This window comes from Providencia sp. PROV236 (assembly GCF_033676985.1).
Taxonomy (GTDB): Bacteria; Pseudomonadota; Gammaproteobacteria; order Enterobacterales; family Enterobacteriaceae; genus Providencia; species Providencia manganoxydans.
Genome location: NZ_CP096297.1, coordinates 3,091,665 through 3,117,061 on the forward strand (window position 1 = coordinate 3,091,665; position 25,397 = coordinate 3,117,061).

18 protein-coding genes and 1 pseudogene are annotated in these 25,397 nt (G+C 41.1%); 2 read left to right on the forward strand and 17 right to left on the reverse strand.

Annotated elements, in window-relative coordinates:
- Nucleotides 1–80: 80 nt before the first annotated feature.
- The 4 genes from mukB to cmoM are packed head-to-tail and all read right to left on the reverse strand — an operon-like array spanning nt 81 to nt 7,342.
- Complete coding sequence (gene mukB, locus M1E96_RS14125) at nt 81–4,526, reverse strand: chromosome partition protein MukB (protein WP_349485570.1); 4,446 nt, start codon at nt 4,524–4,526, stop codon at nt 81–83.
- Nucleotides 4,523–5,251, reverse strand: a complete 729-nt coding sequence (mukE, locus tag M1E96_RS14130) for a chromosome partition protein MukE (RefSeq protein WP_070924884.1) — start codon at nt 5,249–5,251, stop codon at nt 4,523–4,525. Before mukE ends, mukB begins: the two co-directional genes overlap by 4 nt.
- Nucleotides 5,232–6,557 (reverse strand): chromosome partition protein MukF, encoded by a 1,326-nt coding sequence (mukF, locus tag M1E96_RS14135; protein WP_070924885.1) that lies wholly within the window; start codon nt 6,555–6,557, stop codon nt 5,232–5,234. The genes mukE and mukF overlap by 20 nt, the downstream gene beginning before the upstream one ends.
- Nucleotides 6,554–7,342, reverse strand: coding sequence for a tRNA uridine 5-oxyacetic acid(34) methyltransferase CmoM (gene cmoM, locus M1E96_RS14140; RefSeq protein ID WP_070924886.1), 789 nt, complete (start codon nt 7,340–7,342; stop codon nt 6,554–6,556). Before cmoM ends, mukF begins: the two co-directional genes overlap by 4 nt.
- Nucleotides 7,343–7,707: 365 nt before the next feature.
- Between cmoM and elyC the strand changes: the two genes are divergently transcribed.
- A complete protein-coding gene (gene elyC, locus M1E96_RS14145; protein ID WP_272580918.1) occupies nt 7,708–8,535 on the forward strand; it encodes an envelope biogenesis factor ElyC in 828 nt (275 codons plus the stop codon).
- 88 nt (nt 8,536–8,623) lie between these two features.
- On the opposite strand, the gene kdsB is transcribed toward elyC, so the two are convergent.
- The 13 genes and pseudogenes from kdsB to seqA all read right to left on the reverse strand — a co-directional run bounded on the left by kdsB (nt 8,624) and on the right by seqA (nt 24,062).
- On the reverse strand, nt 8,624–9,367 hold the full coding sequence (gene kdsB, locus M1E96_RS14150; RefSeq protein WP_272580919.1) for a 3-deoxy-manno-octulosonate cytidylyltransferase: 744 nt from the start codon (nt 9,365–9,367) through the stop codon (nt 8,624–8,626).
- A gap of 5 nt (nt 9,368–9,372) precedes the next feature.
- Nucleotides 9,373–9,552, reverse strand: coding sequence for a Trm112 family protein (locus M1E96_RS14155; RefSeq protein WP_070924889.1), 180 nt, complete (start codon nt 9,550–9,552; stop codon nt 9,373–9,375).
- 143 nt (nt 9,553–9,695) lie between these two features.
- On the reverse strand, nt 9,696–9,911 hold the full coding sequence (locus tag M1E96_RS14160; protein ID WP_070924890.1) for a cold-shock protein: 216 nt from the start codon (nt 9,909–9,911) through the stop codon (nt 9,696–9,698).
- Nucleotides 9,912–10,290: 379 nt separating this feature from the next.
- Complete coding sequence (gene lpxK, locus M1E96_RS14165) at nt 10,291–11,289, reverse strand: tetraacyldisaccharide 4'-kinase (protein ID WP_272580920.1); 999 nt, start codon at nt 11,287–11,289, stop codon at nt 10,291–10,293.
- A complete protein-coding gene (msbA, locus tag M1E96_RS14170) occupies nt 11,286–13,031 on the reverse strand; it encodes a lipid A ABC transporter ATP-binding protein/permease MsbA (protein WP_272580921.1) in 1,746 nt (581 codons plus the stop codon). Before msbA ends, lpxK begins: the two co-directional genes overlap by 4 nt.
- A gap of 35 nt (nt 13,032–13,066) precedes the next feature.
- Nucleotides 13,067–15,391: pseudogene (locus tag M1E96_RS14175) on the reverse strand (DNA internalization-related competence protein ComEC/Rec2).
- Between the two features lie 478 nt (nt 15,392–15,869).
- The gene (gene ihfB / locus M1E96_RS14180; RefSeq protein ID WP_042846474.1) at nt 15,870–16,157 is read right to left on the reverse strand and encodes an integration host factor subunit beta; all 288 of its coding nucleotides are present in this window, start codon (nt 16,155–16,157) and stop codon (nt 15,870–15,872) included.
- 55 nt (nt 16,158–16,212) lie between these two features.
- The gene (gene rpsA / locus M1E96_RS14185) at nt 16,213–17,886 is read right to left on the reverse strand and encodes a 30S ribosomal protein S1 (protein ID WP_070924893.1); all 1,674 of its coding nucleotides are present in this window, start codon (nt 17,884–17,886) and stop codon (nt 16,213–16,215) included.
- A gap of 177 nt (nt 17,887–18,063) precedes the next feature.
- On the reverse strand, nt 18,064–18,747 hold the full coding sequence (cmk, locus tag M1E96_RS14190; protein WP_070924894.1) for a (d)CMP kinase: 684 nt from the start codon (nt 18,745–18,747) through the stop codon (nt 18,064–18,066).
- Nucleotides 18,748–18,941: 194 nt separating this feature from the next.
- Nucleotides 18,942–20,222 carry a 3-phosphoshikimate 1-carboxyvinyltransferase gene (gene aroA, locus M1E96_RS14195; protein ID WP_272580923.1) on the reverse strand — a complete coding sequence of 427 codons (1,281 nt, stop codon included), beginning with the start codon at nt 20,220–20,222 and terminating at the stop codon, nt 18,942–18,944.
- Between the two features lie 106 nt (nt 20,223–20,328).
- Nucleotides 20,329–21,417 (reverse strand): 3-phosphoserine/phosphohydroxythreonine transaminase, encoded by a 1,089-nt coding sequence (serC, locus tag M1E96_RS14200; RefSeq protein ID WP_070924896.1) that lies wholly within the window; start codon nt 21,415–21,417, stop codon nt 20,329–20,331.
- 286 nt (nt 21,418–21,703) lie between these two features.
- Entirely contained in the window at nt 21,704–23,338 is a 1,635-nt protein-coding gene (gene pgm, locus M1E96_RS14205) for a phosphoglucomutase (alpha-D-glucose-1,6-bisphosphate-dependent) (protein WP_140186229.1), read from the reverse strand.
- 175 nt (nt 23,339–23,513) lie between these two features.
- The gene (gene seqA / locus M1E96_RS14210) at nt 23,514–24,062 is read right to left on the reverse strand and encodes a replication initiation negative regulator SeqA (protein ID WP_070924897.1); all 549 of its coding nucleotides are present in this window, start codon (nt 24,060–24,062) and stop codon (nt 23,514–23,516) included.
- A gap of 288 nt (nt 24,063–24,350) precedes the next feature.
- Between seqA and M1E96_RS14215 the strand changes: the two genes are divergently transcribed.
- Nucleotides 24,351–25,133 (forward strand): alpha/beta fold hydrolase, encoded by a 783-nt coding sequence (locus M1E96_RS14215; protein ID WP_369427140.1) that lies wholly within the window; start codon nt 24,351–24,353, stop codon nt 25,131–25,133.
- Nucleotides 25,134–25,397 lie beyond the last annotated feature (264 nt).

Here is a 25,397-nt window from a genome sequence, read left to right on the forward strand (position 1 = left end):
TTACAGTTAGTATAAGAATAAAAAAACGGTGCTAATTTATGCTTAGCACCGTTTTAACTTTGCCTGAAAGAGTTAGCTGGTTACTCTTGCGCTGATGGCTGTTGCTGATTGATTACTTCTTGACCAAATCCTTTTAAACCAACAACATGTACATGCTCTCGATTCTCAAATACCTTACGAACCAATTTATAGGTGGTACCTTTCTCTGGGCTAATGTTTTCGGGCGCAGCAATAATCAATTGCATTTCTAAACGATCACACAGTTCAAATAGAGTAGCGATCGACTTCGCATCCAAACGCGCAGCTTCATCGAGGAACAATAAACGACAAGGTATGATATCTTTAGCACGCAAGCGACGTGATTCTTCTTCCCAACTTTGTACAACCATTACAAGTATTGACATACCTGTACCGATAGCTTCCCCTGTTGACAAGGCACCACTTTCCGCTTTCAACCAACCATCGGAACCACGGTTTACCTCAACTTCAAGTTCAAGGTAGTTACGATAGTCTAGTAATTCTTCACCGATAGTCTGCGGCAAACGTTGCCCCACATCGACTTGTGGGTTCAAACGTTGATACAGCTTAGCCATAGCTTCAGAGAAGGTTAAGCGTTGGCTAGTAAACAGATCTTGATGTAGTTCACTTTCTTCTGATAATACAGTTAACAGTAAAGAGTGGCTTTCACGAATATTAACATTGAGTCGCACCCCTTTTACTTGACCAAATGCTACCGCCTGTAAGCCTTGGTTCAACATGCGAATACGGTTTTGCTCACGTTGGATCGTTTTGCGAATAATATTCGCGACACTCTTCGAGCTAATGGCCAGTTTTTGTTCACGAGCCGTCAACTCTTCCGTTAAACGTGCTAACTCAATTTCCATCTGCTCAATAGCATCAATCGGGTCATCAGTACGAATGATATCTTGACGGATACGTTCACGCAGATGTTGATAGACAGCAATAAAGAATTGAATTTTGCGCTCTGGACGTTTTGGATCTTCCGATAAACGCAGCACATCTCGTAAGTGTTCATTATCAGCAACCGCTAAACGCAAAGCACCTAATGCTTTATCCGACATGGAACGTAAACTATCACCATCGGTGTAAGCTAACTCACGACGATGTAAGCGACGTTCAACACCGTTGTCTTTCACCAAACGCATTACCGCACACCATTCCGCTTTCGCCGAAACAACTTGTTCGCGCAGCAAGTAATAGTCTTTTTCTAGCTTACGAATGCGTTTTTGCAGGTTATCCATTTCTGCTTCACACAAGGTAAGTTGTTTTTCCAATTGGTTGATGCGGCTACGATTTGCCATCACTGATTGATGCAACTCATCGCGACGAACGCGTGCTCTTTCTTGTGCCTCAGGATCTGCTTTAACACCAATATCCTGCATTTCGGCTTCGAGCTCTTTTAACATCTCTTGTTTAGTATCAAATGAACTGCGTAGAGATGCTAAAACTTGATTAAATTGCGCTGATTGCGATTGCTGCTGACGTAACTGTTCACGAGCGCGGCTTCGTTCACCTTCTGCTTGTTCCAAACGCTGACGTAATTTTTCATTGAGGTCAGCATTTTCATTAACCATCCCCGTTGAATCACTGTAACTGAAGTGAGCACGACGCTGAACCACTTCAACTAAAGCAAACGCCTGTTGCTTAGCCGTTTGTTGGGTATGTTTTGCCGTTTCATAATCTTGACGTAGCTGGTCATGTTGCTCAGGATCGCTCAACAACACCGTCACGATTGGCTCTAATTTAGCCAGTGATTGACCATGTTTGTTAAGGAAATGCGCCGCTTCTTCAGCATCAGATAATTCATCACGAATTTCATCAGCACGGTCTACCAGCGTTTCATCCATTAATAAGCCAACTAATGGGATCAAACGATTAAGCGCAGATAAGCTTTCCTTACCTTGTGCATACTGTTGACGTTGTTGCTGAGTTTGCTCTTCAAACTGCGCCAAGCTACGTTCTAGTTCAGTACGCTTTTGATTGAGTGTGCGAATTTCCGCTTCAGGATCCGTTTCAAATGCCACTGAAATGTGCTGCCCGATAAAACGACTAAACGCTTGATGCGAACGTTGAATTTTTTGGACATCAAACGATAATGTCGCATAACGCTCGGCTAGGCTATCGCGTTCCAATGTCAATGAGTCAAGATGTGTTTCACGTGCAGCACGACCAAATAATGGCACTTCTGGATAGCGAGAAAAACGCCATTGCCTATCAGATGAACGAACTAAAACCGCATTTTCAAATTCTTCAGCATCAAAGACACTATCATCGAAAGAAGATGGATCTCCTTCAATGAAGTAGACATCTTCAGGACAATCTTGCAGTGTTTCTAATTGGTTACGTACAGCAGATAGATCTTGAACGACGATACCATTGCGCGCAGGTCCATAGAGTGCCGAGAAATACGGAGCATCGTCAATGGTGATGTCATCATAAATCTCAGACAATAAAACACCGCCTAGTCGTTCAGCTAGCGCCAGCATTCGACCATCCTCAGCACCACTTGGTTGGCTGAGACGTTCGATCTGCTTTTCTAACTCACGTCGCTGAGCAGCGACTTCATCACGCTCAACCGTAATTTCCCTTTCTTGTTCAAGTAATTGCTGCATATGTTCGGTGACAGCGCTACTTGACTCAAAAGTTTCATTCGCTTGCTCATTCAGCTGGGTTAATGCCTCTTGTGCCATTAACCAAGCGGGGGCTTTAGAGGTGAGTACTTGAATGCGTTGACGAATTTGTTCAAGCTCTTGACGCATTTGCATGCGACGTTCGCCACTGTCGCTGACACCAACACTTAGCTCTTCTTGTTGAGCTTCAAGCTCTGCCATCAAGGCATCCAGCTCATCAGGTTCATAACTCTTATTGTGGCGCTTACAGAATTCACTTAACAAACGCTCTGCATTTTGCTGGCTATCTAAGCGTTGTTGTAGCTCGGAAAGCTGCATACGCAATGGCTGCACACGATCAGCTAAATGTTGTTGTGACGCCGAATCTCGTAGTAATGCCCTCGCTTGTTGATAAGCATCGCTACGGCTGACTTCACCAATCATATTTCTAACTAGTTGATAAGCCTGTTCAAATTGGCTATGAGCGGCATCCGCAACACTCATTTTTTGCTCTAACGACAGTAAAGTTTCTGTCGCTTGCTGCTCACGTGCTTCGAAAGTTTCTAACCATTCATCAGCATTATCGATAGACAATTCAGGTAATTGGCATAGTTCACGTGCACGCGTCAACGCTTGTAAGGCTTGCTGATACTGGATTGCACGAGTTTGCTGCACATCCAGTGCTTGCTGGTAATCCGCCAGCTGGCTTTTTAGCTCATCAACTTCAATTTCCGCAGCTTCTGAGCGTGCTTCCAATTCTTCTTGACGTTCTGTCGCCTCGGCAACCACTTCCGATTGTTCTTCAAGGCGGTAGGTTAATTCTTCAATATCTGCCTGATAGCGATCGATTTTTTCTTGTTGACGAAGTGCTGTTTGCACCAAATTTAAATGGTCACTCGCAGCTTGGTAATCAGCTTCTAAGTCAGATGATGAACTATTTTGTTCATTCAATTCACGAGCAATTTCAATACTGCGAACTTGCTCTTGGCGTAGCTGTTTGCGGCTAGCAAATAGTTCGCTACGCGCAGCCATCGCAGAATCAAGATGAATGCGCCGCTCATTGGAATGACGCATGTAATCAGCCGAAACATAATCAGTTGCTTGGCTAATTAAGTGTTTGAATAAGTCGCGATCCGACTGAGTGACACGGATAGCTTCTAATGTCAGTCGGTTTTCACGTAATGCCGCTTCCATATCTTGGAAAGCTTTACGCACCCCACTGTTTTCAGGCAATAAGTAATCACGTAATGAACGTGTGATCGCACTCGAAATACCACCGTAAAGTGATGCCTCGATTAAACGGTAATATTTACTACGATCGCTTGCTGAACGTAAACGTTTTGGTAGCACCCCTAATTCAAACAATACTGAATGATAGTCAGTGATCGAATTGAATTGTTTAAAGTGGATCCCCTCTTGAGCTTCCATTCGTTCTTTTAAGTCATTAAGCGGAATAACTTTTGCTTGTCGACCTTCAAAAACTTCAGTCAGTATTTCTGTGGGGACAGTGGCAATTGGTACGCCTTGGATCATGAACGGTTTGATATCAACTTTTTTATCACGTCCTGCGACCTGTTGCAGCCTAACACCCACCATTACACGTTGATGTTTTGAGTTTAGTACATCCAAAATGGCATAACACACACCAGGACGTAACTTACCATGCAAACCTTTATCACGTGACCCTGATGTCGCTCCTGCTTCAGTGGTGTTACGAAAATGTAATAGCGTCAAGTCAGGGATCATGGCGGTAATAAATGCTGCCATAGTCGTTGATTTGCCCGCACCATTTCCCCCTGATAGGGTGGTGACTAATTCATCTAAGTCAAAAGTACGCGCAAAAAAACCATTCCAGTTAATCAGCGTCAGTGAGCGAAATTTACCGCGTTCAATCATACTTGTTCATCCTCATCACTTTCGGCCGCGTCTTGGTTATCATCTGTTTCTTCATCGTCGTTATCCTGTAAGGATAACCCCTCTTCGAGGGAAATGGCTTCACCATCACGGATCATGCGTAATTGAGCTTCTTGTACGTTATCACCACTTCGAACATCAGCGCCAAAACGGAATACAGATTCAGAAATCACAAATCTGTTAGTGTCATTTTGAATAAAGTGCACCATACCTAAACGGCGTAAACGGTTTAATGACGTTCTTAGTTTTTCTTGTAATTTTTGTTTATCTAAGTCAGAACCTGTTGAACGCTGGTTAACAAATTTTAATAACTTGCTTTCATCTGCTAACGATAACAGCTCTTCAAACAACTCTTGAGCCGTAAAGATACCTTGGTTAGTTAATCGTTCAGGGCTTAAATAGAGGTAGCAAAGAATTTTACCCACCATCATATCCAGCTCAGAAAGCACTGAACGCGGGATCAATGTGGTTGAACGAGGGCGTAAATAAAAGAAACCTTCTGGCGCTCGGATCAGTTCAACGTTATAACGCGCGTAGAATTGTTCCAATGGCTCTTGAAAATCCATTAAGAATGCGTGGTTATCAAGATCATCAATGCTAATGTGACGCCCTGAACGCAATTGGCTATCTAGCTCTGGAAATATCGGGTTGGCCAATGCCTGTACCAGTTTAACTGGCATAAATTGTTCAATATTTGTCGATGACATGTGCCTGCACCTTGGCTCCGTGATCATTAATTGCTTGCCACTCTGACGGTAACCCCGCCAAATCAGCCTCTGCGATACCTAATTTAACTGCCTGATCAATGATAATACGCGTAACATCAAAGTGACGTTTCTGTGGATACTGTTTCAAGTATTCTTCTACCACTCGCGCGACATCTAATGGCTGTTTTTGTTGTTTATAGAATGCCAATTCGGATTCCATCAACTCTGCAAGTCGATCATTAACCTCACTGAACTCTTCAAATTCAAGTTCAGGTGGTAGCTCTCCCATCACTTCTTCATCATTCAAGGTTAACTCTTCATCACGCATATCAAATAAACGTTCTGCATTGGCATACGTCAGTGCCCATGGGTGATCAAGATATTGTTGAACTGATTGGCGAAGGCGCTGAGAGAAAATCCGATTTTTGTCCATATCTATCGCTGTACGAATAAATTTATGCACGTGGCGATCGTAGCCAATCCATAAGTCGATAGATTGCTGTCCCCAGCTAATAATACGGTCTAGTTTGTTCTGTAAATCATAAACCAGTCGATCTACTCTATCGGAGAACTCAGGCGCATTCATATTCGCTTCTTGAATACGTAATAAATTGGCCTGTAGCTTATCGCCGGCAGCTTCTAATGTATCTTGTAGCTCCCGCAAGGTACCGGATGTTTCTGAAAGTAATTGCTCACAGTTGGCAATCGCAGCCTGCCAGTCCTGATTTAATAACGCCGCAATGTCTTCTTTCACACCATTTTGTTGTTCATCCATAACACGCTGAGTCAGATCGATGCTATCAAAAATTTCCGCGACAGAATATTTTAATGGTGCAAAAACAAAGCGGTGCCAATAAAACTCATCACCACCTTCTTCCGCAGCTTCTGCTGATCTTTGTAGCTCTCCCGCCACAATTGATAGCTGCATTGATAATCTTAACGTCGAAAACTCACGCTGACGAATATAATAGTCGCTGATCCCAATGCCTAGCGATGTTAATCGGTAAATAGCATTGCCTTCCGCAATTTCACTCGTAAAGCGGTTAAATATTTTCTGGCGAACCATATCATTAATAGCGTTATTCGCTCTAACAGATAAAGACTCCGTCGTTTGCTCAAATCCTTTGCAAACTTCACGGAATGCATCAATCAGTTCCCCTTCACTCATTTCACCATTAACACGTTCACTGTTTAATACTGCAACCGCCAACAAAAAAGCTAAACGCTCTGCTGGCAATGAGATCGAAAAATCATTTTTTCGTGCCCAAGACACGAGTTCAGGGACGGTCTGGGAAAAATCACTCATAAATCGTCCTTTATTATCGGTTTTCGCGCCATGACATGAATATAACGCCCCATGCTAATATAGGGTTCCTGACGACAATATTGTTGTTCTAATTCAAGCAATGCAGGAAAGTCTTTTTGCTGTAACTGCCTACTTTGCAGGTAATCATGAAATACTCTCACTCCACTTTTACCAATAATATCCATTTTGCAATCTGATAACCATTCATCAACTTGCTGCGGCAATAGTGGATTTTGCGGCGATAATGATCGCTTACGGCGGCGTTGAATATGCGGCGTAGCAAGGTGAAAATTACCTAAAATAGCATTTCGCATCACTAGACCATTAGCATTATAGAACATGACAGAAAATACGCCTTGAGGCTTAATTATATCGACCAACCGTTCAATTGCATATTTTTGATCGCTAATCCATTCTAACACCGCATGGAAAAGGACTAAATCAACAGGTTGGTCAATATATTGCCCGATGTCCTGTACAGCGCAGTGAATAAAGCGCATATTTTCGCTAATCCCTTGGGCTTCGGCAAGTTCACTTGCACGTTCCAGCATTTCTTCAGATAAATCGCAAAGTATGACTTGGTGCCCTAATGCGGCAAGTTTGCGTGAAAAATGCCCTTCACCACCACCTGCATCCAATATGCGTAATGTTTGCCCATGAAATTGCTGGCTAATTAAGTGTGTGAGATCCTGCCAAACAACAGCTTCGCGGATTTTGCCTTTTGTCGTTCCATAGATGTTTTTTGCAAATTTATCAGCAATATCATCAAAATTGCGGTCTACCATGTATTGTCCGGTGATCCTAAAAATAGACTATTCTTTGTCGGTTAAATTCATGCTTACTCCCTAAAATCAGACTGTATCTATCTTGTCGCTTTGATAGCCAATCAAATAAGATCAAATTCAGAATACGATTTAAGGTAAATTCAGCTAAAATTAAGCTTAAGCTCTAAATAATGAGAGTTGCAGGTAAGCGTAGTCACCATACCTTAACTCAAAGCCCTGCAACTTGAAGTATGATGAGTATCAACATCATCCAAGGCGCTGAAGTCAACTAAACCTCAATGATAACAGATAATAGCCTTATTTTGGCATACCATAGCGTAAACTGAACAATAAATTGACGATAAATCTAAAAAATAGGCCCACTTATGTTATTTCTTTTAAAAAAATACCTTGGTGCATTATTGATGCCACTCCCTCTTCTGCTCATTTTAGGGTTTATTGGCATCTTATTGTTATGGTTCACTCGCTGGCAAAAAGTGGGGAAAACCTGCGTGACATTCAGCTTCATTGTGATTGCGCTATTAGGGCTTCAGCCAATCTCTGACCGTTTACTTAGCCCCGTTGAAGGACAGTTTGATAAACGCTATGAGTTGATTACGACCAATCCCCCCGAAAACATTCACTATATTGTCGTGCTTGGTGGTGGTTTCACTTATAACCCTGATTGGAGCCCAAGCTCTAATTTACTCAATAACAGCTTACCTCGTGTGACGGAAGGGATACGATTGTATTTAAAACATCCTGGTAGCAAACTGATTTTTACAGGAGGTAAAGCGAGTAGCGCGATTAGCAGTGCTGAGGTAGCAGCTATGGTCGCTCAATCACTTGGTGTGCCGGCAGAAGATACTATCGCTTTAACTGAACCAAAAGATACTCAAGAAGAAGCGTTTGAAGTTGAAAAAATTATCGGTAAAGAACCTTTTTTACTCGTAACATCAGCCAACCACTTGCCTAGAGCAGTCACCATGTTTACGGCAAGAGGTATGGAACCAATACCTGCACCAGCCAACCAGCTCGCAATTAAAAGTTCGCTTAATCCATGGGAAAAATACATTCCCTCGGCATATTACTTCAGCCACAGTGAACGCGCTTGGTATGAATTGATCGGTTCTATTTGGTTTTACTTAAAACCAGATAACACTCAACCACTTGAAGCCCCTATATTAACCCCAGAAACTATCGAGGCTGAATAAATAAAAAAGTGTGACTCAAAAACTGAGTCACACTTTTTTCAATCTTAGCGCTACACTACACTGTAACTTGAAGTACGATGAATATGTATTATTTAAATTGCTGTCTCACCACTTCAAGGTCTTCAGGTGTATCAACACCTGCACCCGGCGTTTTTTCAGCAACGGCCACATGAATTTTCTCTCCATACCACAGCACTCTCAGCTGCTCTAGCATCTCGATTTTTTCTAATGGACTCGCTTGCCAAGTAATATAGCGACGAATAAAACCTGCGCGGTAAGCATAAATTCCAATATGACGTAAGAAGTGATCACCAATTGTATTTTGAGTAGTAGCAAAACGATCTCTATCCCAAGGTATGGTTGCACGAGAAAAATATAAGGCATAACCCTCGTGATCGGTCACTACTTTTACTGCATTCGGATTGAATGCTTCATATGCATCATGAATAGGTACAGCAAGCGTCCCCATTTGAGCTTTACTACCTTGAAGATTATGAGCAACTTGGCTAATAATTTCAGGTGGAATTAATGGCTCATCCCCTTGTACGTTAACGATGATTTCATCATCAGCAAAACCATAAGTATCAATTACTTCCGCTAAACGCTCAGTACCCGATTGATGGTTAGGATTTGTCATACAAGCTTCACCACCCGCTTCAATAACCGCATTAGCAACATCAGGGTGATCTGTCGCAACAATTACCCGCGATGCCCCTGATTTAATCGCTTGTTCCATCACTCGAACGACCATCGGCTTCCCATGGATATCAGCCAGAGGTTTGCCAGGTAAACGCGTTGATGCATAACGAGCAGGAATAATAACAGTAAACATAATGATTACTGCCCTTCATCTAATGAGATTTGACGAGCCTCGGTTTCAAGTAGAACAGGAATGCCATCACGGATAGGATATGCAAGATGATCAAATTTGCAGATAAGTTCGAGGTTTTCTTTATTGTAACTCAACTTACCGTGACAGATAGGACAAGCAATGATTTCAAGTAAACGGTGATCCATGTTTTCTCCCAAATGGATTTAACTCACTTCGGGTCAGGATAACACAAGCCGATATCACCGTTAACTTTAATCTTTTTGGATCACATCTCCTGCATAGAATTGAGAGGATAGGTGCAGGAGAAGTATTACTGTTAACTATTTAATTAATAAGCAATAACGTCAGCAGCCGTTATACCATCAGAATTGCGAGTAACAGAAAACTCGACGTTTTGGCCTTCAGATAATGATTTGATTTTTTTATTTGCAATTGATTTTCGAGTAACAAAGATATCATCACCGCCATTCATTGGCGAAATAAACCCATAACCTTCATTTGCATCAAACCATTTAACACGACCCATATGTAATTGAAAATTCATATTAAAACTCCTTTTGTTCTAAGAACAATAATTCTATTTATTGTTGTACTAGTACTCTTATATTCGTTACCCCATGATAAATTGCCGATTTATTAAAACGTTTTAAGAGTAAGTAAACTTTTACCATTTTGATGTGCAATCACTTAATTACACACATTCATTAACGACCTTCCACACACTAGTGACTCTCTGTAACTTAACAGTATTTTTTGACACTTAGATGACAAAACTGATGAGTAAACGCAGAAATGTGAGGATTAACTTAACAAGTAGGCCGTGAACTTAACTCAGTAGATGTATCACTTATTAATGAGTTACATCTATATACATAATAAGTGGATCTACATCACGTTGGCGATATTATTATCACAGTAAACGATTAGGGGCAAGTTTTTTTGCTATTAACTATAATATTTTTTATTTCACTTAAAATCTGCTTTTCACCTATAGGATCAAAAGAAGCTGCGACAGGAAGGTACCACCAATTAGCTTGTGCAAAAGAGCGGCATTTGACCGCATCTTTTTCAGTCATCAATAGTGGTTCATTATTTGGGGTTAATATAGAAAGCTGCTGCTGCTGATAAGACTGATGATCTGCAAAAGCATATGTTTGAATTAGCGATAAACCTTTTTTCTCTAAAGAGGTAAAAAAACGCGGTGGATGGCCAATTCCTGCCATTGCAATCACTGTATTAAGAGAGCTAACAGGTCGCTGCTCACCTGTCAGTAAATTAATCACCATATCCCCAGCTAAAACCATGGCGGTTTCATTAAGTTGAGCGCTACCACCATTGACAATCACAGCATTAACACTTTTCAGACGGCCTGCTCGTTCACGCATTGGACCTGCGGGTATCCACCAACCATTACCAAAACGACGCTGGCCATCAATAACAACGATTTCATAATCGCGACCCAATGCATAATGCTGTAATCCATCATCAGTAATGATCACATCTAATGCGTGACTATCAAGCAATGCTTTTACTGCATCACTGCGTTTTGGTGCAACAGCAACAGGGGCTTTTGTTCGATGATAAATTAAAACGGGTTCATCTCCCGCTTCTGACGTCGTCGTCGACGACGATATAATTAACGGATAATGCTCAGCTTTTCCGCCATAACCACGGGAAACAACACCAACTCGGTAACCTTGTTTCATTAATGATTCAACTAGCCAAATCACAACTGGGGTTTTTCCATTTCCCCCAGCAGTTAAATTACCGACAACAACGACTGGAACTGGCGCTTTCCATGAACGAAACAATCCAACTTTATAACCAATACGCCTAATAAGTGCTATCGCGCCATAAAGAAACGATAGCGGTAGAAGTAAAATATAAAGCCATGATTGGCCAGACCAAATTCGTTGTATCATTTGCTAAATTGAATTTTATGCAGCTGAGCATATGCGCCATCTTCAGCTATCAAGGACTTATGGCTGCCACGCTCAATAATATGGCCATCTTGCACAACCAAGATTTCATCCGCATTTTCAATTGTTGATAAACGGTGTGCAATCACTAAAGATGTCCTGTTTTTTTGTAACTCATCCAGTGCTGCTTGGATGGCTCGTTCAGATTCTGTATCTAACGCCGAAGTTGCCTCATCTAGGATCAAGATTGGCGCATCACGCAATAGAGCACGAGCAATTGCAATACGCTGACGCTGCCCACCTGAAAGCATCACCCCATTTTCACCAATCACTGTGTCTAACCCTTTGTCGAGCTTAGCAATAAAGTCCATTGCGTAAGCCATTTCTGCTGCTTTTTCGATTTGCTCGCGGGTATAACGCCCATCGGTTGCATAAGCAATATTATTAGCGATAGTATCGTTAAATAAGTAAACATGTTGTGAGACCAGCGCAACTTGGCTACGTAGTGACTCAAGCGTATATTCACGAATATCATGACCATCAATACGAATACTGCCTTTATCAATATCATAAAAGCGTGTAATCAGATTCGCGATTGTCGATTTTCCTGACCCCGAGCGCCCAACCAAAGCAACGGACTTACCAGCCGGTAACGTAAATGAAATATCATCCAATGCAGGGTGTTCTTTCGTTGCATATGTAAAAGTGACATTTTGAAATTCAATATCCCCTTTTACTTTAGCTAGCACTTTTGTTCCTTCGTCTTTCTCTTGCTCAGAATCTAAAATAGCAAACAAAGTTTGGCATGCAGCCATACCACGTTGGAACTGGGAGTTAACGTTAGTCAAGGATTTCAATGGGCGCATCAATGCAAACATCGATGAAAACACAACCGCAATCGTTCCTGATGTTAAGTGCTCACGAATTTCAGGGAAACTTGCAGCATAAAGAACAAAAGCTAAAGCAAAAGAAGCTATGAGTTGCACTATTGGATCAGAAATTGCCGATGCAGTCACCATTTTCATCGATTGACTACGCATGTTGTTACTGACTTTATTAAAGCGCTCAGTTTCAACTTTTTGTCCACCAAAAATCAAAACCTCTTTGTGCCCTTTTAGCATTTGTTCTGCACTAGCCGTAACACTCCCCATTCCCGTTTGCATATTTTTACTGATCTTACGAAAACGTTTAGAAACGATACGGATAGTAATAGAGACGATTGGCGCTATCACAATTAAAATTAATGATAATTGCCAGCTATAGTAAAACATCATCGCAAATAAACCGACGATATAAGCACCTTCACGGATAATGGTAATTAATGCACCCGATGAAGATGACGCAACTTGCTCTGAATCATAAGTGATACGAGATAATAATGTCCCTGTCGATTGCTGGTCAAAATAACTCACCGGCATGCCCATCATATGGCCAAATAACCGACGACGCATACTCATCACGACTTTACCAGATACCCATGAAACACAGTAGCTTGATACGAAACTGGATAAACCACGAACAATAACTAGGCCTAATACCGCAAGAGGTAACCATTTTAAGACGTCGTTATCTGCTTTATCAAACCCTTCATCGAGTAAAGGTTTTAATAAAGAAATCATAAACGCATCACCTGCTGCGTTGATAATTAAAGCAATTGCTGCAACTATTAAACCCGCTTTAAAAGGCGCAATCGTAGGCCATAGTCGGCGGAACGTTTGTCGTGTCGACAAGTCATTATCAATCATGTTTTTATTACCAAACTTAATGTAAGCGCACTATTCTACTCGGGAAATTGCGGATCACCAAACCAGAGATGATACCAGCGGGGATGTATTTCCTTTCGATAGCGTGTTAATTCAATAGTTTTCTTTCTAAACCAGATAGTTACTTGACCAGCCTCCGCTGTATTAATCCATTTTATATTATTGCTTTTGTACCGAAAATGTACTTTATCTGATGGAATTTTCCAAGGACTGTACCTCGCTGATGAGACTAACACCATGTTAGGTGAAGCCATTCTTATGAATAAAGGCGTTGAAGAAGTATTACTACCATGATGTGGTGCGAATAAAATATCTGATCGTAACTGCTGCTGATAACTCGCTGATATTGCTTGTTCGCCTTGCTTTTCTAAATCCCCTGTAAGTAAAATTTTATGGTACCCATCACTTAACATAATGACGCAAGAATCATCGTTATGTGATTTTTTAGATATCCGTTCTGGCCAAAGCACGGCAAAATTTAATTTTCCCCACTGCCAATGCTGGCCTTTAATACAAGGCAAACTTGCAGCTCCACTAAAACTGCTACGTAGACTCAGCCAAGGATACTATTTTTTTAATGCACTCACACCTCCCGTATGATCAAGATGGTCATGACTGAGAATGACCCCAATAGGTATAATTTTTTTTCGTTTCAAATAAGGAATTATCTGTCTTTGCGCATTACTTCCTTCAGGCCAGCGGTTCCCTGTATCATAGAGATATGCTAAACCCTTTTGTTCTATAACCACAGCTAGCCCGTGACCAACATCAAGTAACGTTAAGCTCCATTCATTCCCTGATATTTGCCGAGTTGTATTTTCTGTCCCTATGCATAATGCCGCCAAACAACCAAGTAACCCAATATAATACCGATATAGCCCAAGCGCGATAAATAAACCAATCAACCAACAAAATAGAAAAATGAATAATGGAGCGAACTGCATTTCAAACCAGTAATCACTTAAGTATGCTAATGGCTTTAATCCTACTTCTATAATCTCGTCAATAATATTAAAAATAATGTGTTGAACAAATGAAAATGGTAACAAAAATAATAAGAGGATCAGAGGGATCACCAACCATGATACTATTGGAACTAACCATAAATTCGCAAAAAAACTCATCACATTGATCCCTTGAAATAACATGATTTGGATCGGTGCAAGTAAAAGTAACAAACCCGCTTGTAGATGAATGAAAGCAATTCCCCAACGAATAGCTTTGGTATAATTTATATAAGATGATAATGGAAATAATCGAAGCCAATATAATATTGCGAAAACAGCAAAAAAAGATAACCAAAAACTATCCGATAATATCGCTAATGGGTCGGCTACAAGGATCAGTCCTATACTCCAAATCGCCCATTGCCACGGAAAATAAAAGCTATTTTGCTGTTTAATGTAAATCCATAAAACTAAAGCAATTAACGCCCGTACCGCTGGAATGGCGAACCCTGAAACCCAAGCATAAAAATATGCGCAAGCTACCCCCGCAACAATGGGCACGATATACTGACTAAAATATACGGGAAAGAAATAGGTGACAAACTTAACTAACCAATAGCCGAATAGATAAGATAAGCCGATATGTAAACCAGAAATAGCAATTAAGTGGCTTAGTCCTGTAGTTTGTAATAATAATGATAGTTCCGGTGATAACATGCCCCTTTCACCAAACATTAGCGCATAAGTAACCCCTGCGTTTTTTAATAAACTAATATTATCAATGTATGAATTGATGACTTTTTGCCTAACTGAACACTCTTCATCAATAACCCGCGACGTTGATACCTTTAATGTCCCAATAATACGTTGAGATATGGAATATCGCTGTTGGTCAAAACCACCTTCATTTAAAGATGAATGCAATGGTTTTAATAAGCCATTTAATCGCCATGTTTGACCTGAACATAAATTATGCATCGATTGATTGACTTGCCACATTGCATAGATTGGTGGAAACTGAGGAACATTATTAATCTTATTGATCCTAACCTTAAGCTTTTCCTTCTCTTTTTCATATAAAGGTACACTAATCACGGTAATATCTAATTGATGTTGTGTCTTTGATAGCGCATTCATTTTTTCAATCAAAAAATTGCTATGCCAAATAGCCCATAGCAATGCCATCATAATCAAAGCAATAAATTTAATATATCTATTAACTTTGATAAAAATTAAAAAGAAAAATAATATCAATAAAATTATTGTTGAATTACTTATTTTAGGAAGCTCATGAATAAATAAAATAGGCAATATCCCGATAAAAATAGCAATAGCAGCTTGCGTATAAGAAAGTTGCCCTCCCCACAGCCAATAAAATAATTTTTGGTTCATCATGGCCCCCTAAGCCGCAATGCCTATTTTAAGCATAACGAAATCGAGCCTTATTTTTGTCATCGCTATTTGCAGTGTTCGTACCTGCACGCAATAATTTATGCCTTGTTTTGCAATATTACATTCTTTTGGGTAACGCTTCGCAAATAGGGTGTTTATTGATAATCGATAGTGAATATCACTCGATATATACTCAAAATAATTGGAGTTGCAGGTAGGCGAACAGTGAAGATAGTCGGGGGGAGTATAGATAAACGATATAACTCGTCGAGCGTAGCGCAGTCCCTTATATCTTAACAAAAAACCGTACAACTTGAAGCATGGCGAGTATAAATACTAATAGATAAACAATCGTTTGGTTGGCTGTTTGGCTGTTTGGCTGTTTGGCTGTTTGGCTGTTTGGCTGTTTGAGGCTAAAAGAAAAAACGGTGCTGTAAAATACAAGCACCGTTTTGAACTAATAATTAAGATTTATAGTCAATTATTGACCATAAATATTTACACGGTCACGTAATTCCTTACCTGGTTTAAAGTGAGGAACGTATTTACCTTCCAGCTCCACTTTGTCTCCAGTTTTTGGGTTACGCCCAACACGCGGAGCACGGTAGTGAAGAGAAAAACTGCCGAATCCGCGGACTTCTATACGTTCACCACCAGCCAGTGTGTCAGCCATATGCTCAAGGATTTCTTTAACAGCTTCCTCAACCGTTTTAGCTGACAAATGAGATTGCTGGCTAGCCAGTCTTTCAATTAACTCAGACTTGGTCATAGTACCTCCCTAAACTACCGCTACGAAGGGGTAACACCCGTTACCCCCACCTTAATTATTCGCCTTTAGCTGCTTTGAATGCTTCAGCCATTGCGTTGTTACCGAAGCTAGTATCTTCTTGTTTGTTCACAGTAGCGATAGCGTCTTTTTCATCAGCTTCGTCTTTTGCACGAACAGACAGGTTGATTACACGGTTTTTACGGTCAACACCAGTGTATTTAGCTTCAACATCATCACCAACGTTCAGAACCAGAGTTGCATCTTCAACGCGGTCGCGTGAAGCTTCTGATGCACGCAGGTAACCTTCAACGCCCAGAGTCAGCTCAACAGTTGCACCTTTAGCATCAACTGCGATAACTTTACCAGTTACGATTGCGCCTTTCTTAGTTGCAGCTAAGTAGTTGTTGAATGGATCTTCAGCCAACTGCTTAACACCTAGAGAAATACGCTCACGCTCTGCGTCGACTTGCAGAACAACAGCTGCGATTTCGTCACCTTTTTTGTATTCACGAACTGCTTCTTCGCCTGCAACGTTCCAGGAGATGTCAGACAGGTGAACAAGGCCATCGATACCGCCTTCCAGTCCGATGAAGATACCGAAGTCAGTGATTGACTTGATTTTACCTTCAACGCGGTCGCCTTTGTTGTGAGTTTCTGCAAATTGCTGCCATGGGTTAGATTTGCATTGTTTCAGGCCCAGTGAGATACGACGACGTTCTTCATCGATATCCAGAACCATAACTTCAACAACATCACCAACGTTAACAACTTTAGATGGGTGGATGTTCTTGTTAGTCCAATCCATTTCTGAAACGTGAACCAGACCTTCAACGCCTTCTTCGATTTCTACGAAGCAGCCGTAATCAGTCAGATTAGTAACGCGACCAGTCAGTTTAGTACCTTCTGGGTAACGTTTAGCGATTGCGACCCAAGGATCTTCGCCCAGTTGTTTCAGACCCAGAGAAACACGAGTGCGCTCACGGTCGAATTTCAGAACTTTAACTGTGATTTCATCACCAACATTGACGATTTCGCTTGGGTGTTTAACACGTTTCCAAGCCATATCAGTGATGTGCAGCAGGCCATCAACACCGCCGAGATCAACGAATGCACCGTAGTCAGTAAGGTTCTTAACGATACCTTTAACTTCCATGCCTTCTTGCAGATTTTCGAGCAGTTGATCACGTTCTGCGCTGCTTTCAGATTCAATTACAGCACGACGAGAAACAACAACGTTGTTGCGCTTCTGATCTAGCTTAATTACTTTGAACTCTAGCTCTTTGCCTTCCAAGTGAGTAGTGTCACGAACTGGACGAACATCTACTAATGAACCTGGTAGGAATGCACGAATACCATTCAGTTCTACAGTGAAACCACCTTTAACTTTACCGTTAATAACACCAGTAACAGTTTCAGCTTCTTCGTAAGCTTTTTCAAGCATCAGCCATGCTTCATGGCGTTTCGCTTTCTCACGAGAAAGAATAGTTTCACCGAAACCATCTTCAACTGCATCCAGCGCTACATCGATTTCATCGCCAACTTGGATTTCAAGCTCACCCTGAGCATTTTTGAATTGTTCTACTGGGATTGCAGATTCAGATTTCAGACCTGCGTCAACCAGGACAACGTCTTTATCGATGGCAACAACAGTACCACGGACGATAGAACCAGGACGAGTTTCAATATTCTGCAGGGATTCTTCAAAGAGTTGAGCAAAAGATTCTGTCATATTAATGATCTTCAAGAGTTTTTAATTAACGTCCACTCAGCATCCGGCCAAATGGGGTTGTTTCACATACCCCACAACTTTCCATGTCGTAAGGTTGCTACTATGCCGAATATAGAAAATCGGTATAGTATTAAGTGCGTATACTATCTACATTATAAGCTAAAATACAGCCAATTATTAAGATAATTGTAGAATTTTTTTCGCATAGGCTTGTGCTTTTTCAATGACTTCCTCAATAGACATACTTGTGGAATCCAGTATTAAAGCATCCTTTGCGGCAATTAACGGCGCAACCGTACGGTTACGATCACGATAATCGCGTTCTTGTATTTCGGTTAAAAGTCGCTCAAAGTTAACATCAAACCCCTTTTCCTGCAACTGCTTCATACGTCGATGAGCACGCTCCTCCGCGGAGGCATCAAGGAAAATTTTCACTGGGGCGTCAGGGAAAACTACCGTTCCCATGTCACGACCATCCGCAATCAAACCTGGCATAGCTCTAAAAGCACGCTGACGACGCAGTAAAGCCTCTCTTACACGAGGAAAAGCTGCGATTTGTGACGCTGTTTTCCCCACATCTTCGGTGCGAATTTGATTTGAAACATCTTCGCCTTCCAAAATGACTTTTAACTGATTATCTTCCGGTACAAAACGAACATCTAAATTTGCCGCAAGAGGCACCAATGCATCTTCTGATTGAATATCCACATGGTGATGCAATGCAGCTAAAGCAAGTACACGATAAATCGCACCAGAATCTAAAAGTTGCCATCCAAATTCGTTTGCCAACGCTTGGCATAACGTACCTTTACCAGCTCCGCTAGGTCCATCAACGGTTATTACAGGGGCAATCGCCACCATAAAAGGTCTCCTTTTCTGCAAGTCAATCTTTCACCTGCAATTAAAATCAGTGGCGACATTATACCTACTCATCAGTTTTGTGAAATAAGCAGGTTCTGATGAATGAGATAAAAATTGTCATTTACACGTGCGATTAAGAGATAAGAGAAGAAACTGACTGGAATAAAGAACTTTTATTTCAGTCAGTCAAATGATTAAAATTTACTCAAACGCGCTAATTGTTGAAAATAATCAGGGAATGTTTTCGCTGTACAGCTTGGGTCTAAGATAGTCACAGGGGTATCGGATAGTGCGACCAATGAAAAGCACATAGCAATTCGATGATCATTATAGGTTTCAATCTCTGCATGCTGAAGTTTTGTGGGAGGAACAATACGGATAAAATCATGCCCTTCTTCAACTTCAGCCCCAACTTTACGCAACTCTGTCGCCATCGCGTATAGACGATCTGTTTCTTTCACCCGCCAATTATAAATATTGCGGATCACCGTTTCGCCTTTGGCAAACAGAGCGACCGTGCCTATCGTCATTGCAGCATCGGGGATTGCATTCATATCCATATCAATCCCAGTTAAAGTCCCTCGTTCACATTCAACAAATTCATCACCCCAACGAATGGTTGCTCCCATCTTTTCTAAGACATTGGCAAATTTTGTATCACCTTGAAGGCTATTTCTACCGATACCCGTTACTCGAACAGTACCGCCTTTGATTGCTGCCGCGGCCAGAAAATAAGAAGCGGATGATGCATCACCTTCAACTAAATATTCACCTGGTGATTGATATTGTTGTTGACCTTTAATAGTAAACTTTTGATATTGATGATTTTCAACATTCACACCAAAGGTTGCCATCAAGGCTAAAGTAATATCAATATAAGGTTTCGAAACTAAATCACCTGTAATAGTAATTAGCGTATCTTTTTCAGCTAATGGCGCTGCCATTAAAAGCGCGGTTAAAAACTGACTAGAAACTGAACCATCAACTGAAATTGTGCCACCTGAAAAGCCCCCACGTAAACGAATGGGTGGATAATTTTCCTGTTCTAAATACTCAATAACAGCGCCGCCTTCACGTAATGCGTCAACCAAGTGCCCTATTGGGCGCTCTTTCATGCGTGGCTCGCCAGTCAGTACAATGTTGTTTTCTGCTAGTGACAACGCCGCTGTCAGGGGACGCATTGCTGTCCCTGCGTTGCCTAAAAAAATTTCCAGCTCATTTGGGTAACTTAAACGCCCACCAATACCTTCCACAAGACAACGTGTTTTATCTTCAGAGAGTTGGTATTTTACACCTAACGCGCTTAATGCATTCAGCATATGGCGAATATCATCACTGTCTAATAAGTTAGTCAGCACCGTTGTGCCATTTGCCATTGCAGCTAATAAAAGAGCTCGGTTCGATACACTTTTTGACCCTGGCAGGTTGATCGTTCCGTTAATTGAAGAGATAGGTTGTAATGTCAGGGATTGCATAACGAGCAGATTCTCCAGTACTTTTTGCTAAATTAATTATTATCGTTTTGTATCAAAATAGAGTCCCCACCCCAATATGCTTAATTATATTGGAGTGGGAAGATAATTACGCGTGGCGACGTTCGAAATCAGCCATAAAATCAACTAAAGCCTGAACACCAGCTAATGGCATTGCGTTGTAAATAGAAGCACGCATTCCACCGGATACACGGTGACCTTTCAGTGATAATAATCCTTGAGCTTTAGCCTCTGTCAGGAATTGCTCATCCAAAGCTGGATTTTGCATTTGGAATGGGACGTTCATCCAAGAGCGATTTTCAACGGCAACACGGTTAATATAGAACTCGCTATCATCAATTGCGTTGTACAATAGCTGAGATTTTTCATAGTTACGTTTTGCCATTTCTTGCAAGCCACCTTGTTCTTTCAACCACTTGAAAACCATGCCTGATAAGTACCAAGCAAATGTTGGTGGTGTATTGAACATAGAATCATATTTGGCAAGAACGGTGTAATCAAATACGGATGGGGTTTGAGTTGAGGCTTTACCTAGTAAATCTTCACGAATGATCACAATCGTTAAACCCGCAGGGCCAATATTCTTTTGAGCTCCCGCATAAACAACACCATAACGGCTAATATCGATAGGTTTAGATAAAATGGCCGATGAGTAGTCTGCAATAACAATTTTATCTTTCGGGAAGTCAGGTTCTTCGTGTATTGCTAAGCCGTCGATGGTTTCATTTGGGCAATAATGAATATAAGCAGCATCATCACTTAACTGCCACTCACTCATTGGCTTTATACCAACAACCCCGTCTTTTTCTTGTTTAACTTGAATTATGTTCGGAGTGCAGTATTTTTGCGCTTCTTCTGCTGCTGATTCCGCCCAATAACCACCTACAATGTAGTCAGCTGTTGTTTTACTACCCAAGAGGTTCATAGGCATCGCCGCAAAGTGACCGCGAGCACCACCATGACAAAATAATACTTTATAATTTTGGGGAATATTTAGCAGATCACGTAAGTTTTGTTCTGCTTCTTCGGCAACAGCAATGAAGTCTTTTCCGCGATGACTCACTTCCATGACAGAAACACCAAGGCCTTTCCAATTACAAAACTCTTGTTCCGCGCGACGCATGACTTCTACGGGTAACATTGCAGGACCCGCACTGAAATTATAAACCTGACTCATTGACCTCACCCTATCTTTAATTTCAATAAACGTTTATTAAATTAGCTCAGTACTATGGTTGTACCATCCCCCGCCGCGCGCTGCAACGGTTATTGTCGAGAAGAATCGAAATACCAGACAGGTAATTTTTTAATAGAAAAGCAAGGAATTTTGTTAATTCGGCCACAACAAATACCACCGTAATATTATGCAGAGATTGAGGGGCTAAAAAAAATAAAATCCCGATTTTGGCTCTATTACCAACATCGGGATTTAAAACGCTTTTTATCGATAAACAAGACGAAAACTAAGAAATTACCTTGCTAACGATTTCGATTGCTTCTTTTTCAATTTGGCGTAAATGCTCTTCACCGCGGAAGCTCTCACAGTAGATTTTATATGCTTCTTCCGTGCCTGATGGGCGGGCAGCAAACCAACCATAATCAGTCATGATTTTTAGTCCGCCAATAGAAGCGCCATTCCCCGGAGCAGTCGTTAGACGTTGAGTGATTTTATCTCCCGCTAAGCTATCCGCAGAAACCATTTCAGGGGATAATTTACTCAATTTTGCTTTTTGTTCATGAGTTGCTTTGGCTTGGATACGGCTATAAATAGGGGAGCCAAATTTTTCAGCTAGCTTATTATAACGCTGTTGTGGATTTTCACCTGTCACAGCAGTGATTTCAGCCGCCAGCAAACATAAAATAATACCATCTTTATCCGTTGACCAAGGGGTACCATCAAATTTTAAGAAAGAAGCACCAGCACTTTCTTCGCCGCCAAAACCTAATGAGCCGTCAAATAATCCTTCAACAAACCATTTGAAGCCAACAGGCACTTCCACAAGCTCACGGCCACTGTCAGCAACAACACGATCAATCATTGCGCTGGAAACAAGGGTTTTGCCAACTGCGACCTCTTTGCTCCATTGGGGACGATGTTGGAATAAATAATCAATCGCTACCGCAAGGTAGTGATTTGGATTCATTAGGCCAGTAGGCGTCACAATACCATGGCGGTCATAATCAGGATCATTCGCAAAAGCTAAATCAAACTTTTCTTTCATGCCTAGCAAACCCGCCATTGCCCAACGCGAAGAACAATCCATGCGGATCACACCATCGTGATCAAGAGGCATAAAACGGAAAGTTTGATCGAATTGATCGTTCACTAACTCAAGGTCTAATTGATAATACTCCGCGATCTTACGCCAGTATTCGATACCCGCGCCACCAAGAGGGTCAACACCTAATTTCAGGCCCGCTTTTTGGATAGCCTTCATATCGACGACGTCACCTAGTGCCGCAACATAAGGCATAATTAGGTCTTGCTCTGCCACATAACCACTGGATAATGCATCTTCAAAAGATAACCGTTTCACCCCTGCAAGATTTTGTGCAATCAATTGATTCGCTTGCTTCTCAATGACAGAAGTTAAATCAGTATCTGCTGGACCACCATTGGATGGATTATACTTAATACCACCGTCTTCTGGTGGGTTATGCGAAGGGGTTATCACAATCCCATCGGCAACATCTTGATGTGATTGGTTATAACTAATAATAGCATGAGATATTGCAGGGGTTGGCGTAAAACCATTATCTGTTTGAATAACAACGCTAACCTGATTAGCAGCAAGTACTTCAATAACCGTTATAAATGCCGCTTCAGACAATGCATGGGTGTCTTTACCAATAAAACATGGCCCTGTTAGGCCTTGCTGTTTGCGCAAATTAACAATCGCCTGAGCAATTGCAAGAATATGAACTTCATTGAAATTCTTTCTATTCGCACTGCCTCTATGCCCTGATGTGCCAAATTTTACGGCATGCTCAGGGTTACCGACTTGCGGCTGCAATTGATAATATTGAGCAGTTAGTTGTGCAACATTTATCAAATCAGTTTGAAACGGAAGCTGCCCTGCACGTTCATGTATAGTCACTTGTTATCTCCCAATGCACTGGCTCGTCATACTCCAAGTTGCAGTGTTGTTGACTTCACTCATTTGCACTCGTCACCTACTTATGTAGGCACCTAGCAATTCGTTTGTTTGTCACCTAACTGCATTCTACGTTATTTAAAGTATAAACAACCCCAGTGATGCCTCGATTTTTAGATTAGATTGTATGACAAACTTTCTCAATCACATTGGCAGGGAACTGCATCTCCTGCATGATTGCTTCAACCATGCTGCGTTTGCGATTGGTATTTGTATTCGTGATCACCCAATAAGGTGTTCCAGGTATATGACGCGGCTTAGACTGCCTACCCGCAGCTAACAGAGTTTGCTCATCACCCGCAAAATAAACTCGAGTACGACCATGCATTGCCTCTGTCGCATTAGCAAAGACAACTGAATCTAAGCTATACAGCGTCGATAAAATTAACATAAAGCGATCTATTGCTTTATTTTTTTCCGCATAAGCATCAGAGAGTAATAATTCTCTAACAATGCGAACAGGATTTTGCGGTGCAGCAGATGTTTTTTTTGTCTCTACAGCTTGTGGTAGCTGTTGTTCGTTACCGAATTCTTTAGCGACTTGTACTGGCTGACCGGACTTAAAATTTAACATACGGCGCAAAATATCCGATGCACTTTCACCGATATGCTGTGTATGGCTGGCAATATAGCGGTAAAGCTCTTCATCAACTTCTATCGTTTTCATTTTTTCCCAGTACTTTTTTTTAACCAAAATTTGCGTTGGGATTATAAGATAGATTTCAAAAAAACAAAACAATTAAAATTTCAATAACTTAAAGTAAACATTACCCTAAGTTCAGCGTGATTTCAGTAAGTTATCACTATCTAGGTCGTTTTATGTTTAATAAGAAAATGAACTATTAAGTAGAGTTCTTTGCGATAGACGGGAACTCACTCAAATTTGTCAGTTTGGATTTTTTAAACATACATGCCATCATAGAATTATTAACAATTAAAAAATTGACGTTTAACGATGACTAAACTGCTAAACCATACAATTCATAAACCAGAACACCCCGTTTCACCAACGCCTGTTGTGCTAATTCACGGGCTATTTGGCGATCTTAACAACCTTGGTGTCTTAGGTCGCGATTTGCAAAAATATTTTGAAACTATCCAAATTGATGTTCGCAATCATGGTGATTCATTCCGTGCTGACACCATGGAATACCGGCAAATGGCCAATGATGTTATTACCCTATTACAATCCTTGGGTTATACAAGTGCGATATTGATTGGCCACTCAATGGGCGGAAAAATTTCCATGGCTGCGACTGAAATTGCCCCTGATTTTATTGAAAAAGTCATCGCGATTGATATGGCTCCTGTCGCTTACCAAGAACGTCGACATGATACTATCATGGCTGCTCTTGACGCCGTTATTCAAGGTGGTGCAAAAAGCCGCCAAGAAGCAACGGTTATCATGCGCGAATATCTTAATGAAGATGGCGTTATTCAATTTTTACTCAAATCTTTTCGCCAAGGTGAATGGAAATTTAATCTACCCGCAATTAAAGAAAATTATGAGCTAATTATTGGCTGGAAATCAGTACTTACATGGGATAAACCCGTTTTGCTGATCCCAGGTGGTAACTCCCCTTATGTTAAAGCTGAATATAGAGAGCAAATAGCGACACAGTTCCCAAATACCAAAGCATGGGTTGTTGCTGATGCAGGGCATTGGGTTCATGCAGAAAAACCTGATCATGTTTTAAGGGCTATTCATCGTTTTCTTGACCTACCTGAATATGAATAAATAGATTGTATACTGAAGGGATAATTTCTCTTCAGTATACAATCGTCATACTTCAAGTTACATTATCGTTATCGTCGCTTATTCGTACTAATCACCTAGGTGCCTTACAGCGTATTCGTTCATTGATCGCCTAACTGTATTTTGAATTATTGAGATCATACGAATAGAACAGTAATATCAGATAAACTTCAATATCCTTATAATTATTATCGCTATATTATATTAATTGCACGCCCCTGCCTTATACTACTATTTAACCATATA